Source organism: Bacteroidales bacterium (assembly GCA_012519055.1).
GTDB lineage: Bacteria > Bacteroidota > Bacteroidia > Bacteroidales > Salinivirgaceae > JAAYQU01.
The window spans coordinates 1-17,695 of sequence record JAAYQU010000004.1 but is presented as its reverse complement, the minus strand read 5'-3'; the positions used below and the strand labels follow the sequence as shown (position 1 = coordinate 17,695).

The 17,695-nt window shown below is 35.6% G+C and carries 8 protein-coding genes; 6 read left to right on the top strand and 2 right to left on the bottom strand.

The features are described 5' to 3' along the window. On the top strand, positions 1-3,202 hold a 3,202-nt coding region (locus tag GX311_00860; GenBank protein ID NLK14928.1), incomplete at its 5' end, for a DUF2436 domain-containing protein. Between the two features lie 186 nt (positions 3,203-3,388). Here the strand turns inward: GX311_00860 and GX311_00855 are convergent. Beyond that, on the bottom strand, positions 3,389-3,970 hold the full coding sequence (locus GX311_00855) for a transposase (protein NLK14927.1): 582 nt from the start codon (positions 3,968-3,970) through the stop codon (positions 3,389-3,391). Between the two features lie 319 nt (positions 3,971-4,289). Between GX311_00855 and pruA the strand changes: the two genes are divergently transcribed. From pruA to GX311_00840, 3 genes are all read left to right on the top strand, one after another. Next, positions 4,290-5,918: an L-glutamate gamma-semialdehyde dehydrogenase gene (gene pruA, locus GX311_00850; protein ID NLK14926.1), complete on the top strand. Its 1,629-nt coding sequence runs from the start codon at positions 4,290-4,292 to the stop codon at positions 5,916-5,918. Positions 5,919-6,171: 253 nt separating this feature from the next. After that, positions 6,172-9,060 carry a tetratricopeptide repeat protein gene (locus tag GX311_00845; GenBank protein ID NLK14925.1) on the top strand — a complete coding sequence of 963 codons (2,889 nt, stop codon included), beginning with the start codon at positions 6,172-6,174 and terminating at the stop codon, positions 9,058-9,060. A 139-nt stretch (positions 9,061-9,199) separates the two neighbouring features. Further along, on the top strand, positions 9,200-12,073 hold the full coding sequence (locus GX311_00840; GenBank protein NLK14924.1) for a tetratricopeptide repeat protein: 2,874 nt from the start codon (positions 9,200-9,202) through the stop codon (positions 12,071-12,073). A gap of 4 nt (positions 12,074-12,077) precedes the next feature. On the opposite strand, the gene ribF is transcribed toward GX311_00840, so the two are convergent. Further along, positions 12,078-13,013, bottom strand: coding sequence for a riboflavin biosynthesis protein RibF (gene ribF, locus GX311_00835; GenBank protein ID NLK14923.1), 936 nt, complete (start codon positions 13,011-13,013; stop codon positions 12,078-12,080). Between the two features lie 388 nt (positions 13,014-13,401). Here ribF and GX311_00830 point away from each other — a divergent pair, with 388 nt between their 5' ends. Both GX311_00830 and GX311_00825 read left to right on the top strand, forming a co-directional pair. Then, a complete protein-coding gene (locus tag GX311_00830; GenBank protein ID NLK14922.1) occupies positions 13,402-17,310 on the top strand; it encodes a T9SS type A sorting domain-containing protein in 3,909 nt (1,302 codons plus the stop codon). A 201-nt stretch (positions 17,311-17,511) separates the two neighbouring features. After that, positions 17,512-17,695 (top strand): energy transducer TonB (locus GX311_00825; GenBank protein NLK14921.1); only part of this gene is annotated, 184 nt, incomplete at its 3' end.

Sequence of the window (17,695 nt, the reverse complement as noted above, 5' to 3'; positions counted from 1 at the left end):
TCCTTATGTCTACAGTGGTCAAAACTTGGTTGTTTATACATACAGAAACCTTGATGATCAATACTACAAGAGCACAGACTTGTTCTACTTAACGAACACAGAAGAACAACGCTCTCGTCGTGCTCAATCAGACTCTCAACTTGACCCACTTGCTCCAACAGGAGGATCAACAACCACTTACATTCCTGACATTACCATGTACTTCAATACAGCTGGACTTGGAACAATTTCAGGTAATGTAACCAGTGAAGGAAATCCAGTAGGAGGCGTTACAGTTAAAATAGTTGACGCTACACGAAAAACCACAACAGATGCTTCTGGAAACTATTCTCTACCATATTTGATTCCAGGAACTTATGCACTTGAGTTCAGCAAATTTGGATTCATAAGTTCTACTGTAGAAAACATTAATGTTGTTGCTGACCAAACTGCTACTGCTAACGCAACAATAGCACCACGTCCACAAGTTACTGTTAGTGGTCAAGTTACAAAAAGCGACACCGGTGCTCCAGTAGATAGTGTTGTTGTTCGTTTTAGCGGCTACGCCGACTATACAGACACTACTGATGCTAACGGAAACTACTCAATAGCAAATGTTTGGGGTGGAGGTGAAGAGTATGAAGTAACTATTGATGCCATTGAAGGTTATCAAGCATACGTAGGAACAATTACTGTTGGTGCTACTAATATAACTGACCACAACATTGTAATGGAAGAGATTGCTTTCCCAGTTGGTAAAGTTACTGCTGCAGTAGAAGGTGCAAACGTTAAAGTAAACTGGTTAGCTCCAGGACAAGGTGGCGACCCAAAATGGATTACCTGGAGTGGCGAAGCAGATACAGATAATGGTGTTGGAGCCGGTACAAGTACTATCACATGTGCACACCGTTTCTCTGCTGAAAACTTAGAAACGCTTGAGGTAGTTGGTATGTCTGTATCAAAAGTGAGATTCAGCCCTCACGGAGCAGGTACATATAAAGTACAAGTATGGACAGGCGGTTCAGCAACAGCCCCGGGAACTTTAGCTCACGAACAAGTGGTACCTAACGTTGTACTTTCACAATGGAACGAAGTTGAACTTACAACACCTGTATTAATTCCCGATGGACAAGAGTTATGGTATGGTGTTGAAATCACACCTGCTGCAGCAAACTACCCTGGTGGAGTTGACGAAGGTCCAGCAGTTACAGGATTTGGAGACCAATGTCTAATAGCTGGTGGAGCATGGGCAACATTAACATCGTACGGACTAAGTTACAACTGGGCTCTTGGAGCATATATTGATAACGGAAAAGGTTATGTTACAGAACTTAGCAAGTTAGTTGCAGAACAAGAAATGAATCCTACAAAAGTAGAACTTCTAGATATTAGCAATTTATCATCAGAATTAAGATTTACAAGTGCTAAAGAAGCTGGAGAAACTACAGTTGTAGAAAACAGTGCAGAAAGAGTATTTACTAACTACAAAGTATATCGCTTAGTTAAAGACCAGGCACAAGCTGATTGGACAGTATTAGCTACCTCAGTTACTGACACCACATATACTGACACTGGTTGGGAAGCACTACCTGCAGCACAATATCAATATGCAGTTGCAGCAATGTACACCAACAATGTTGAGTCAAGTCCAAGATTATCCAACATTCTTGCAAAAGACATGGAAACTGAATATACTGTCAACGTTAAAGACAACGCTGATGGAGCAGTAGAAGGAGTTACTGTTACTCTAACTAACCATGATGGTATTGAAGAACATGTTTATGAAGGAACAACAGGTGCAACAGGAGATATAACATTCCCAACTGTTTGGAAAGGTGTTTACTCTATTACTGCTACTAAAGCCGGATATGAACCTTTTGCCGCAGATAGCGTAACTATTAATGCAAATACTACATTCCAGGCTACTATAGTTGAAATTATTGAAACACCAAATAATCTAGAGTATGCATTTGATGGTAATGATGTAGTTTTCACTTGGAATAATGTATATGGAGTAAATGTTACCTTACAAGCAGACGATGTTTGGGGTGACGGTTCAGGTTACCAATTGCTATTAGACGCCGACGCTGTTGAGTACGGACAAACAATTCCTACTTCTGGCTGGTTAGCTGATTGTAACGCTCCTGCAACCTTGTACGATGTATTCGAATACAAGATTCCAGAAAATGCAGACCCGGTTTGTAATACTCAAAATATGATTTGTAACAGCTCAGCTACTATCCTAGTACCTGTAGGAACTTACGACTACTGTATAGTAAACCCAACTCCTAATGACAGACTATGGATTGCAGCAGGTGAAAACGGACGTAAAGATAACTACGTATTAGAAGAAGGTAAAAATTATCATTTCTACGTTCAATTTGGTGGTTATAATGATATGACAACTATTACCGTTACTGATGCAAAAACAAGAATAGTACTTGACGTTGTAAGACCAGGAGCAGTAGTTGACGAGAACGCACGTATCGGAGAATTTACTTCTGACCAGATATCTGTTGTATCTATACCTGAAATTGGTGACTACTTTGGTACACCAAGCCAAACAAGATCTTTTAATGGATTTACAGTATATCTTGATGATGAAGAGATAGAAACAGGTATTATGGAAGAAACTTACACATTCCAAAATGTACCAACTGGTCTACACACTGCAGGAGTTCAAGCTGTTTACTCAACAGGTTCTTCTGAAATAGTAGAAATCGAATTTAACAAGCCTGAGCCAACGTACAATGTGACATTTACTGTTGTGAGAAAAAGCAACGGTGCTCCAATTGTACAAGCTAACGTTGTTATTGGTAGCGAATCGGCACTAACTAACACTGCCGGTGTTGCCACATTCGAACTACCAGGTGGTGAATATACTTGGCTTGTAACGAAACCTGGTTTTGGTGATGAAACTAACACTGTAATGATAGATGATCATACAGAGATCTTAGTTGAAATGGTTGGTATGGCAGACGATATTACAGCACAAGGATTTATGCTATATCCGAACCCAGCTACCAGCACATTAACAATTACACGTAATAACACAAATAACGCTACTGTTGAAATTTATTCAAATGACGGTTCAATTATTAACTCATTTGAAATGAACGAAACAGTTAAAGAAATTTCAGTTTCTGAACTAAATAGCGGAGTTTACTTCATACGCGTAATTGATGATAACGCAACTAAAGTTCAAAGATTTATCAAACAATAAACCATTGAACTATATTAAATAAGTAGAGGCGGGCTTTTAAGTCCGCCTCTTTTTTTGTATAGACGTCATATCATGGCATCTCATTTACAAACATCCCACCGTAGAGACGTCATATCATGGCGTCTCACTCAAAAACCACCCATGTAGAGACGTCATACCATGGCGTCTCTATTTATGGACGTATAATCAATAATACTCATCAGTCTCCCATTTACAGGGATTATTCACAATATATTCAACAACATCATTTACCTCTTTTTGGTTACGAATAATGCGATCGTAAAACCTCGTTTGCCATTTAAACGAAATATCATTTTCATTGGCATAATGTGTAACAGCAGATTTATAACGCGAAATAACATGCGACAAACGTCCACATTTACCGGCAATGGATTTCATTTTTTCGTTTTTTTCAATTGTAGAGACGTCACATCGTGGCGTCTCCTCAACATTTTCGGACACATCCACCGAGACGCCATAATATGACGTCTCTACAACACCAACACACACAATTAAATGAATATGGTTCGGCATAACCACATACAACGGTACAGAAATATCTGAATGCAACTCCTCTATTTTCCGTACACATTCATCAGCATAATTACCAATTTCAGACAACCGCATTTCGCCATCCACAATCTCCCCAAAATAACGTTTATGTTCAGCGGTACATATTGTTACAAAATAATTACCACCTGAATAATCGTGCCATTCAGCTCGCGCTGATGATATACGATAGATGTTCTTAAACTTTGAATTACGCATATTTGTGTACGTTTGATAAACAAAAATACAAAACTATTTCAGTTACAACTATTTAATAACACATCTTTTATATGTAGAGACGGTGCATGCACCGTCTCTATCCACAAATAACATAACAACCCGCAACAACATAGAGACGGAGCATGCTCCGTCTCTACAACACCACAACACCCAATTAACATACAATGCAAATTGAATCAAACGTTTTTTTAACAATTTCTTCTAAAACTGCGATAAATTTCCTATTTTTATAGTCTCGACTGACATTTTATATAAAAAGATAAATAATTTAATTAACATAAAACACTTAAAAAAAACTATGAACAACGCTCTATTTAAATTCGAAAGTCCAAAAAACGAGCCAATACAACAGTTTGCAAAGAATAGCAAAGAACGCTCAGCACTTGTTGAAGAATTAAAAAGGCTATCATCAGGACAAATTGAAATCCCATTAATTATTGGTGGTAAAGAGATTCGTACAGGGAAAACCCTTGATGTGGTCATGCCACATAATCACAAACATATTTTGGCTAAATGCCACCAAGCAAGCGAGAAAGAGATTGCTTTAGCTATTGATGAAGCATTAAAAGCCAAAAGAGAATGGGAAAACCTTTCTTGGATTGAACGCTCTTCTGTAATGCTAAAAGCTGCCGAGCTTCTTTCAAAAAAATATCGCAACGTAATGTTAGCAGCTACCATGCTCGGACAAAGTAAAAATCCGTATCAGGCTGAGATTGACGCCACATGCGAAAATATTGATTTCCTGAGGTATAATGCACACTTCGCATCGCAAATATATGCAGGTCAACCAAAATCTATGGAAACTCAACTGAATAGATTAGAATATCGAGCTTTAGAGGGTTTTGTATTTGCGGTCACCCCGTTTAATTTTACATCAATAGCATCGAACTTAAACGGTTCACCGGTTTTAATGGGTAATGCTACCGTTTGGAAACCTGCAAGCACCGCTCTGTTTTCAAACTATTTTATGATGAAAATTTTCCAGGAAGCCGGAGTACCCGATGGCGTAATTAACTTTGTTCCCGCACGCGGATCATTAATTGGCGATGTAGTTACAAAACATAAAGATTTAGCCGGAATACACTTTACAGGCTCAAGTGGCACATTTAATCACCTGTGGAAAGCAGTTGGACAGAATATTGAAAACTACACCTCATATCCCAAACTTGTTGGTGAAACAGGAGGGAAAGACTTTATTTTTGTTCATAATTCTGCTGATTCTCAAGAAGTTGCCACTGCTATTATTGCAGGTGGATTTGAGTACCAGGGACAAAAATGTTCAGCAACATCACGAGTATATATACCTAAATCAATGTGGGCTGAAGTAAAACAAAAACTTCAAGAGCAGATTGCAGAAATCAAAGTTGGTGACGTAACCGATTTTAGCAATTTTATGAATGCCGTTATTGACGAAAAATCATTCGATAATATAATGAGCTATATCGACTTTGCTAAAAAATCGTCAAGTTGTAAAATTATTACAGGAGGTACCGGCGATAAATCAGTTGGATATTTTGTTCAACCAACAATTATCGAAACAACCGACCCATATTTTAAAACAATGCAGGAAGAGATATTCGGACCCGTTGTTACAATATATGTTTACGACGACAAAGATTACGAAAAAACATTGGAGCTTTGTAACAAAACATCTATATACGGCTTGACAGGTGCTGTTTTTGCAAACGATCGTTATGCAGTTGTTAAAGCATACAATACTCTTCGTTACGCTGCGGGTAACTTCTATATTAACGATAAACCATCAGGTGCAGTTGTTGGGTTACAACCGTTTGGAGGCTCACGAGCTTCAGGAACCAATGACAAAGCCGGAGCAAGCACAAATCTTTTAAGATGGGTAAGTCCACGTGCTATTAAGGAAACTTATATCCCGGCTAATACATTTAAAATGCCATTCATGGAGATTTAATAGATAATTAAATAAACTATTTAAAAGGGTCTGGGCAATTTAGCCAGACCCTTTTTATTTTAAAAATTTACTGGTCGGTAAGCCTGTTGAAGTTACCAAATAAACATAACCCCATACAAAAGTGGCTTCAATAAATCCAGTCACTAACTCTTAGCAACCTTTTGACTTTAAAACTTTTAACTTTTAACTCAATAAATGATTGTAAAAGTTAACTATCTTTGTAGTTCACTTCGTATCTAAATGCTTTTGCGAAATGTATAATTTATTTAAGTTAAAGCCTATACTGCAATTATACCGTTTTGTGCTGCTCGTAAGTGGTTTTCTAATACTATCAGTTAGTTCTGTTAAAAGCAATGATCTCGACAGTTTACGCACAGCATACTTGCATGGAAACGATAGTATTAGTTTCGATGCTTTAATCGGTATTGCTTACTATTATAGCAATGCTGACATCGATTCTGCAAAATTTTACCTTAAAGAACTTTACAAACTATCAACTGATAACAATTACTACAGACTTGGAAATAGCCAATTATTAGATGGCTCAATTTATCATCGACAAAATTTATACGATAGCGCAGAAATGCTATACAATATGGCTTTAAAAACTTTTTTGGTGGCAAAATATCCAAAAGGGACATGCGCTTGTTTAAACAACTTAGGAGTACTTGCCCGAGAACGAGGCGAATATAAAAAAGCAGGTGAATACCATTTTAGCCATTTAAGAATAGCTGACAGCTTGAAAAACAAATATGAGCTTTCAAGAGCTTACATAAACATCGGATTGTTACTACAAGAACAAGAACAATACGATGACGCTTTAAAGTATTACAACATTGCCCGTGGAATAAAGAAAGAACTTAACGACAAACCAGGAGAGGCTCTGTTGTATAACAATATTGGAATAGTGTACTATTACTTGGGGAAGTATGATAATGTGCTTGATAATTTTAAACGTGCTCTTGCAATTTACAGGGAACTGAACAATATACGGGGACAAGCAATGGCATATTTTAACATTGGAGAGATATATTCAGGGCAAAAGCAAGATTATGAAAAAGCTCTTTACTATTACAAAAAATCTTTTGATATAGAGCAAGCGATAAGTGATATTAATGGACAGGCTATCTCTCTTAGCAGTATGGGTGTATGTTATTCTGCCTTAAAAAACTATAAGGAGGCAATTCATGTGCAACAACAAGCTTTACGCATGTTACGCGAAATAAACACGCCAACACAAATAGCTACAGTACTAAAAGACTTGTCAAAAACATACGAAAAAATTGGCGACAATAAAAAAGCATTAAGTTATTATAAAGAATACTCTCTAATACACGATTCGTTAGTTAATAAAACTAACATGCAACAAATAGCTTTATTAAAAGAGCAGTATGAGTCAGAAAAAAAAGATCAAGAAATATTGCAATTAACTAGTGAAAGATCGTTGCAAAAACTTGAGTTAGAAAGCCATTTAAAAGATATCAAATCACGAAACGCCTTGTTGATTGTTGCTGCCATATTCATGGCAATAATAACTTTTGCGGGCTATTTATTGCTGAAATTATATAGACAAAGTAAAAAATTGAATGATGCCTTAAATATAAAAAACAACATTATTGAACAAAAAAACAGTCAATTATCAGTAATGTACGATAGCATAAGAAAAACATCAGAAATTAAAGAACTTTTTCTCTCAAACGTTGCCAATGATTTAAAAAACCCTTTAAACGTAATAACTAATTTTTCGACTCAGCTTTTATCATCCCAAATTGATTCTAATCAACAATATTATTTGGAACAAGTCAAACATTCATCAGACAACTTATTATCCCTATTGAACAACTTAATAACCTACAGCAAATTTAATGCAGGGGTACTCAACTTAGAAAAACTACCATTTTCAGTTGAAAATATTGTTAGATTTTTGCAAAACAGTTATGAACATAAAGTTGCAGAGAAAAATATTACTTTTAATGTTAAATGTAAATATGGAGATGACAAAATAATTATTTCAGACCAAATTCGTATTATACAAATATGCTCCATTTTTATTGATAGTACCATTAGAAAATCTTTACCTGGAGACACTATTGAATGCTACTTTTTTATAATAAAAAACGACACATTGCAAATTACAGTATCAAGCAACGGATATATCATTAGTGAAGACGTCTTATCTTCTTTACTTTCAGACCTTAACACCTCTGCATTGTCAGAACAAACAGATGTAAATCTAGAAGTAAATATAGCCCGAAACTTGGTAGAACTTTTTGGAGGTACGCTTAATATAGAGTCTCACAAAAACAAAGGAACAACTTTCAGTATTAATATTCCAATTGAAATCAAAACATCTACCGATTCTATTGCAACAACAGGGCTTAACAAATCTATCACTTACACCACATTTTACAATGTTCTAATCGTTAATGAAAGTCACGAAAAAATATCTATTATTTTGAACGTATTAAATGCCCACGACCAAAACATTATTTTTGATTGCACAGATAGCGGAGAGAAAGCAGAGATTTTGTTACAAAAAAACAGTTACGATTTAGTATTTATTGACATATTAATGCATGCTGCTGAAAATCAAAGCTTCCCAGATTTTATAAAAGCTAAATTAAGTTCTAAAAATACTCCTAAACTTATAATCGGGACTGTTAATAATACAAGTTTAGAAAAAGATATTTCAACTGAATATAGCGGTTTTGATGATTATTTGTTTAGTCCATTTGATCCTCAGATATTGATATCATTTTACGAAAATTTAAAAACAGACTCTAAAATAGAAGAAGGTTTTGAGACTGCTGATGATAAAACTCCATTGCAAAATATTTTTTCTGACAATGACAAAGAAAAAATTCAGAAGACATTAGACTTTATTAATAACGAACTGAATGCACATTTGTTAAAATTAAAGTTTGCAATAAATGAGGAGTCAAAGCAAGACATGAAAACAATCTTGCTGTTTATCAAAAGTAACCTTTACAATATAGTTGACAATGAATTAAATAAATCGATAAAAAATTTGGATAAAGCCATTGTCAAAAACGATAGAATAAGAATCGAATTTGAATTTAATAGTTTACAAAACAGATGTAGTGCAATACAAACCTCATTAGCAATTGGTAATAATTTATAGAAGCAAGAGCAGAACTGAATAAACAATCAACAATTATAGACACTTTCTAATTTCCTGAAAAATTATTGTTTGAGATATAACTATGTTTATGGTACGATTTATGTTTCTATACCTTTTGCAAAACGTATAATTTATTAAAATGAAACCTTTTTTGAGATTATCCCGTTCTATGCTACTCACCGGTTGCTTCTTGCTAATAGCAATTGGCTCTGTTTCAGGCAACAATATCGACAGTCTGCGTACAGTCTATGCACAAGGAGACGATAGTGCAAAGTTCGAGGCCCTAAGCGGTATTGTAAACTATTATCGCAATGTTGACATTGATTCTGCAAAATTTTACCTTAAAAAGCTTTATGGTTTATCGACAAAAAATAATTTCTACAGACTTGGACATGCCGAAATGTTAGACGGCACCATATACTATCTTCAAAACAAATACGATAGCGCAGAAGTATTATATAATGCAGCTTTAAAAACTTTTTCCAAGGCAAAAAACGCAAAAGGAATAAGCTCATGTTTAAATAATCTAGGAATACTTTACCAAGAACAAGGCGATTATAAAAAGGCAAGCGAATATCTTTTTCGTAATTTAAGAATAGTTGACAGTTTAGGGGACAAAGACAGAATGTCACACGCATACGTAAATATCGGCTTACTGCTATACTGGCAAGGACAGCTTGAAGAGGCTCTAAAATACTACAACTTATCCCTTATACTGAAAAAGGAGATTAAAGACAAACGAGGCGAAGCTCTTTTATATAACAATATTGGGGCAACATACTACTATTTAGAAAAATATGACAGTGTACTATATAATTTCAAACAAGCTCTCGCTATATATCAGGAGCTGAACGATTTACGAGGACAAGCTATGCCATATTTTAATATTGGAGAGGTATATTTTGAAAAAAAGCAAGACTACAAAAGTGCACTTTACCATTACAAAAAATCTTATGACATACAACTGGCAATAGGCGATATTAACGGACAAGCCGCTTCACTTAGCAAAATGGGCGCGTGCTATTCCGCTTTAAAAAACTATAATGAAGCCATTCGCATGCAGCAACAAGCTTTACAAATGTTACGCGAAATAAACACACCAACACAAATATCTGCAGTACTAAAGGATTTGTCATTTACGTATGAAAAAATAGGTGATTATAATAATGCACTAAAATGTCATAAAGAACACATTATAATAAAAGATTCTTTAGCTAGTATAACAAACATACAACAAGTTGCCAAACTTAAAGAAGAGTATGAAACAGATAAAAAAGACCAGGAGATATCGCGATTAAATACTGAAAAAGCTCTGCAAGACCTTAAGTTAGAGAGCCATATAAAAGATATCAGATCACGAAATGCTTTGTTAATTGTTGCTGCCATATTCATGGTTATTATAACATTTGCGGGCTATTCATTGCTGAAATTATATAGACAAAGTAAAAAACTGAACGATGTCTTAACCATAAAAAATAGCATTATTGAACAAAAAAACAGCCAGTTATCGGTAATGTACGATAGTGTCAAAAAAATATCAGAAATTAAAGAACTATTCCTTTCAAATGTTGCAAATGATTTAAAAACTCCCTTAGATGTGATTAGTTCTTTTTCAAATCTAATTTTAAGATCTCAGATTGATGACATTCAGCGATATTATTTAGAACAGGTCAAATATTCTTCTGACAACCTGTTGTCCATGCTGAACAACTTAATAACCTATGCCAAATTTAATGCAGGAATACTCAAAATAGAGAAACTGCCATTTACAATTAACAATATTGTTCGGTTTTTGCAAAGCAGTTATGAACATAAAGCTACAGAAAAAAACATTGCATTCAAAGTTGAATGCAAAATTGGACACGACAAAATAATCATTTCCGATCAAATTCGTATTATACAAATATGCTCCATTCTTATTGATATTGCCATTCAAAATTCTTTTTCAGGAGACTCTGTTGAATGCTACTTTTTTATAGAAAAAAATGACACATTGCAAGTTACTGTTATATACAACGGTTACGGCATTAGTGAAGATGTGCTATCTACCTCTATTTCAGACCTTAACACTTCTGTGCTGTCAGAACAATCAGATATTAATCTTGAAATAAAAATAGCTAATCAATTAGCAGAACTTTTTGGAGGAACACTTAATATTGATTCTCACAAAAACGAAGGAACAACTTTCTATGTTAACATTCCGATTGAAATAAAAACATCTACCGACTCTATTGCAACAGAACTTAACAAATCGGATGTTAGAACTAAGTTTCATAATATTCTAATTGCTAATGAAAACCTCGAAGAGATAGCTATTATTTTAAATGTATTAAATGCCCACGATCAAAACATTATTTTTGACTATGCAGATAGCGGAAAAAAAGCAAAACTTTTATTACAAAAGAATAGTTATGATATAGTATTTATTGACGTATTAATGCACACTGCAGAAAATCAAAGATTCCCGAATTTTATAAAAACAAAATTAAGTTCTGAAAATACTCCTAAACTTATAATCGGTACTGTTAATAACACAAATATAGAAAAGGATATTTCAACTGAATATGGAGGTTTTGATGATTATTTATTTAGCCCATTTGATCCACAAAAATTGATCTCATTTTACGAAAATTTGAAAACAGACTCTAAGATAGAAGAAAGCATTGAAACCACCAATGATAAACCCTTATTACAAACTGTTTTTTCTGACAACAACGATACTGAAATTCAGAAAACATTAGACTTTTTTAATAACGAACTGAATGCACATTTGTTAAAACTAAAGTTAGCAATAAATGAGGAGTCTAAGCAAGAGACAAAGAAAGTTTTATCACTTATTAAAAACAACCTTTACAATATAGATGACATTGAATTAAATAAGTCAATAAAAAAATTAGACAAAGCTATTGTCAAAAACGACAGAATAAGAATTAATTCTGAATATGAGAATTTGCAAAATAGATGTAATGCACTATATATCAGGCTTAAACAACTCTCAGACGGTAGCTTTTAATAAACTAACAATTTTTAGATTTTAAATAAATTTCAGCTTTTTCTTTATCTTTTCTTATTTGTGATTTTAGTTCGTCAATAGAATTAAATTTCATTTCACTACGAATTCGTTCTAAAAACTCCACTCTTATTGTTTTATCATATAAAACATCACTAAAATCAAAAATATGTACTTCAACTGTTGGTTGAGACAAATTATTGACCGTCGGTCTTACCCCATAATTTAAAATTCCGTATTGTGTTTTGCTGCCAATCAGAACTTTAACAATATAAACTCCCTGTAATGGTAGCAACTTATCTGCTGATAACGGTGACAAATTAACTGTTGGAAACCCTATTTTTCTACCTAACTGCTGACCATAAATAACTTTTGCTGTAAAACCATAATTATATCCTAAGAGCGTGGCTGAATGTGCCACATGACCCTCGAAAAGAAGCCTTCTAATCCGTGAACTACTAAGGTGTTCTCCGGGATATAATTCGGGAGCATTATAAACACCAATAGAGTATTTTTCGGCAAATGCTTTCACTTTTTCGAACGTCCCCTCTCCACCCGCTCCAAAGCGATGGTCATAACCCATAACAATTTTTTTTGCTCTTAGCTTCGTTTTAAGAATCTTGTCAACAAAATCATTGTACTTCAATGTCGATATATCAGTATCAAAGGGGATTTGAACAATAGCATCAATATTTGTCATCTCTTTTATCAACTCTATTTTTTCATCAAGCGTGGTTAACAGCTTAAAATCAGTATGAGTTTTAAAAAAATGCTGTGGGTGATTTTTAAAAGTTAAAACAACCGACGGCAAGCTACTCTTTCTCGCCAGCTCAGACAAATAGTTTAAAACTGAAACATGCCCGATATGAACACCGTCAAACGCTCCTACTGAAACCGCGCATGAATCAAAATTAAAATCATCTATAGAATTAAATAATATCACGCTTTGTTTTTTTGAGATGTCAAAAGTAGTCAAAAAGAACCAAATTCAATTAACAATCGTAACACGGAACTCACAGATTAAACAGATTACCATAAATAATTGTTAATCTCTAGCTTTTAACAAATCATTAACGTTTATTTTTACTAAAAGCATATTGCTGATATTGACAATATTATAAAGAGAATTGCAAAAAATACGGATAGCTATCCGTATTTTTACGGATTGCATAATTGTTATTTTTTATATACTTTTAGCGCGGTAAGAACTTAAACATTTAAGTTCTAATGTTATAAAAGTATGTTTAACAAAGCCACAAAAGCATTTGCTCAATAACTATCTTAATATAAAGAACTTAAAACAGTATTTAATAAATTAAAATCAAATGATTATGAGAAAGATCAGTTTTTTATTGGCGTTAGTTTTCGCCATGCACTGCGGAATAAAAGCGCAAAATCAATCCGGGGTCATACAAGTTGGACCTAAAAGAACCATAAGTAAGGCAACATTACAGCAAGCCTCGCCTGCTAAAGAAAGAGAAGTTATTATACATTACGATGGTGACAATCATCTAGCAATACAAGCTGGAGGCAGTCCTTATATTGGTGCTATAAGATTAACTTCCGATGAGTTATCTTCTTATTATGGCAATAGTAGTATCGTAAAAGCAAGGTGTTACATATACGATGCTTCAACTTTAACTAATATTAGAATGTTAATTTATGGTAACGGTACCGCTACAGAGCCGGGAGCATTGTTAGTCGATGAAACATTAGCAACAGATCAAGTTGTGACCGGATGGAACGAATTTACTCTTCCTACTCCTCTTGCACTTACATCTGGAGATTATTGGGTAGGCTTCGATGTAACTGCTCCAGCACAAGCATTGGGAGTTGACGCAGGTCCAATGATACCCGGAAAAGGAGGATGGATCTATTCAGAAGGAATTACTTCCGGTTGGGATGGGTTGACTGAATATAGCCTCGATTATAACTGGAATATTCGCGCGGTATTATCACCCAATGGCGGAGGGACTTATCCACCCGCTACAAACGTTCAAGCCACGGCAAACGGCTCAGACGTAACTGTAACCTGGAACGCTCCTGCAAAAGGCAGAGCTGTTCTATTGAGCGAAGAGTTTGATAGTGGAATACCTGCAGATTGGACTCAAATTGATGCCAATGAAGACGGAAACATTTGGAACTATTCAAGTAGTGTAGGATACAACGCCCCGGGAAGCGTTTATTCTGAATCCTACACAGGTGGTGCAGATATTACTCCTGATAACTATCTGATTACCCCATTAGTAAATGGAGCAACAAGCATCAATTACTGGGTTGTAGCACATAGTGCTAACTACCCTGCTGATAATTATGCGGTAATGGCTTCTTCTACAGGAACAAATGCGGAAGATTTCACGGTAGTGTTTGAAGAGACTTTAACTGCTAAAATATACAGACCAAAAGAGAGAGATGAAACTCCAAAATTAGGAACCTGGTATGAAAGAACCGTTGACCTTCCTGCAGGAACAAAATATGTGGCTTTCCGTCACTATAACTGCCATGGACAATGGGCAATGTATATTGACGATGTAACCGTTTACGGTGAAGCAAGTACATACTCTTATACTGTTACCAAAAACGGTACTGAAGTTGCAACAGGAATTACAGAAACCAACTATACCGATGCCGGTGTCGCAAACGGCACATACGAATATTGCGTAAAAGTGGTTTATACAGGCGGTACATCTGTACCGGCTTGTGCAGCACCCGTTACTGTAAACGACTCTGAAATTGTTATACATTACGATGGTGACAATGATAATGAATTATATGCAGGTGATGGTGATTCTTATATTGGTGCTATAAGATTAACTTCCGATGAGTTAGCTTCTTATTATGGCAATAGTAGTATCGAAAAAGTAAGGTGTTACATAGGCAATGCTTCAATTATAACTAATATTAGAATGTTAATTTATGGCAACGGTACCGCTACAGAGCCGGGAGAATTGTTAGTCGATGACACATTAGCAATAGATCAAATTGTTGACGGATGGAACGAATTTACTCTCCCTACTGCCCTGCCACTTGTATCGGGAGATTATTGGATAGGCTTCGATCTAGCTCCTAATACGGTAACTTTAGGAGTTGACGCGGGACCAATGGTACCTGGAAAAGGAGCCTGGATATACGGAAATTTTACAACTAATTGGGATGAATTAACCGAATATAGCTTCGATTGCAACTGGAACATTCGCGCGGTATTAGCACCTGCTGATGAGGATACTTATCCACCTGCCACAAACGTTCAAGCTACAGTAAACGGCTCTTACGTTAATATAACTTGGGATGCACCAACATCAGGTGCGGTTATATTAAGCGAAAGCTTTGAATCGGGGTCATTGCCATCAGGTTGGACAACAGTTGATTTCGACGGAGACGGAATTAACTGGATTATACCTGAAGGAGAAGCACATAGTGGCACAAAATATGTCTCTTCCAAATCATGGGAAGGATCTGCTCTATCTCCCGACAACTATTTAATTACCCCATTAGTTGAAGGAGCCACTAGTGTGCAATATTGGGTTCGCTCAGGAAGTAATTATTATACTGGCGATAAATATGCCGTAATGGTTTCAACAGCAGGAACCAATTTAGGAGATTTTACCACTGTTTTTGAAGAAACAACTATAGCTAAAAACGCTAATTCACAAAGTGGCAAATCGGAAAATAGCCCTAAAGCACCCGGCGCTTGGTACGAAAGAAATATAGATTTGCCGGCAGGAACCAAATATATCGCTTTCCGCCATTATGATAGCTACGACCATTGGAGTGTGGATATTGACGACGTAACCGTTTACGGCGGTAAAAGTAGCTACACTTACACCATTACCCGAAATGGTGCTGAAATAGTAAGCGGAATAACAGAAACTAGTTACACCGATACCAACGTTGCCAACGGCACACACGATTATTGCGTGGAAGTGGTATACGCAGGAGGCACGTCAGTACCTGCGTGTGCAGCACCTGTTACTGTTCACAATCCAGCTACAAACGTACAAGCAATAGTGGAAGGTTCAAACGTAAGCGTAACATGGGATGCTCCGATGAAAGGAAGAGAAACTCTATTGGGTCGTGAGTACACCTACACCATCACAAGAGATGGCGATGAAATTGCAACAGGAATCACAGAGACTATTTATACCGATACAGATGTTCCCAACGGCACATATGTATATTGTGTAAAAGTGGTTTATACAGGCTATACATCAGATCGAGCTTGTGCAGCATCTGTTATTGTGCTCAACTGCGACCCTGCTACAAATTTTCAAGCTATAGCAAACGGTTCTACAGTAAACTTAACCTGGGATGCTCCAACAGAAGCTGGCGGTGATAACAACATTACCATAACCTACGGTTTTGAAGGTAACATTGAAGCAGACGGGTGGGATATTCACTCTTACAACACTTCTGATACATGGCGACAAGTTGGTACTATTGAATACCCTTCAGGAAATGTTTATCCTCACGAGGGCTCTTCCCAAATGCAGTGTCATTGGGATAACGCAGATCAAAATGAGTGGTTGATTTCACCGAGGTTCTCTCTTCCAGCACAAGCCAATCTTAATTTTTGGACATACTTAACCTGTGGCTCTACACATGGAGACCACTACTATGTAAAGATTTCTATCGACAATGGTTTTAACTGGACAGAATTATGGGATGCTTCAACACAACCCGCAGGAATAAACCACTATGACGAAGCTATTAACATTAGCCTTGCTGAATACGCTAATCAAAACATTAAATTAGCTTGGCATGCATTGGCTACTGGAGGACTTTATTACGCATGGTTTGTTGATGATATTACAATTTCAGGCGTAGCTACTGAAGATTACACTTACACCATAACAAGAGACGGAGTTGAAATTGCAAGTGGGCTTACAGAAACTAATTATATAGATGAAAATGTTACCAGCGGTACACACGACTATTGTGTAGAAGTTGTTTACAATAGTTGTACTTCAGCACCTGTGTGTGCTACTGTGGTGGGAATTGAAGATAATACTTTTAGCACAATAAAAGTATATCCCAACCCCGCTACAGATAACATAACCATTGAATGTGCAGAAAACATTAACAAAATAGAAGTTTTCGATGTACTTGGAAGAAAAATTATAAGTAACGAAAATATTTTAAATAATACTAATGTAGATATAACTTCGTTAAATAATGGTATCTATTTCTTAATAGTTCATACCGAAAATTGTAATGGTGAGTATAAAATAATTAAACAATAAAAATCGTAGAGACGTCATAATATGGCGTCTCTATACCGCAAACATTCAAATTGTTGAAACAGAACACATTGTGCTATAAAATTAATTATTCGTATTCTCATTTTGAATCAGGTTCATTTTATTTTATGCAAGATAATTTGAATTTTTCTTGATTTATTGAAATAGAATTTATAACTTTATTTTTTGTAAAACTAAGAAACCATGGAAGTTAAAAAGAATCCACAAGCTGATTTAGAGCAACATAAATCAACCTTCACCCAAATAGGTTTGGTTGTTGTGTTAGGTTTTATGCTAGTTGCTTTCAACTGGACAACTAAAGAGCGTTCTGTTGGTGATTTAGGTGTTGTTGTGGCTATTGACTTAGAAGAGGAAATGATAGCTACAG

Excerpts from the sequence above, each read along its gene's own strand:
- GX311_00855 (NLK14927.1), bottom strand. The coding sequence starts at position 3,970 with ATGCGTAATTCAAAGTTTAAGAACATCTATCGTATATCATCAGCGCGA.
- pruA (NLK14926.1), top strand. The coding sequence starts at position 4,290 with ATGAACAACGCTCTATTTAAATTCGAAAGTCCAAAAAACGAGCCAATA.
- GX311_00845 (NLK14925.1), top strand. The coding sequence starts at position 6,172 with ATGTATAATTTATTTAAGTTAAAGCCTATACTGCAATTATACCGTTTT.
- GX311_00840 (NLK14924.1), top strand. The coding sequence starts at position 9,200 with ATGAAACCTTTTTTGAGATTATCCCGTTCTATGCTACTCACCGGTTGC.
- GX311_00830 (NLK14922.1), top strand. The coding sequence starts at position 13,402 with ATGAGAAAGATCAGTTTTTTATTGGCGTTAGTTTTCGCCATGCACTGC.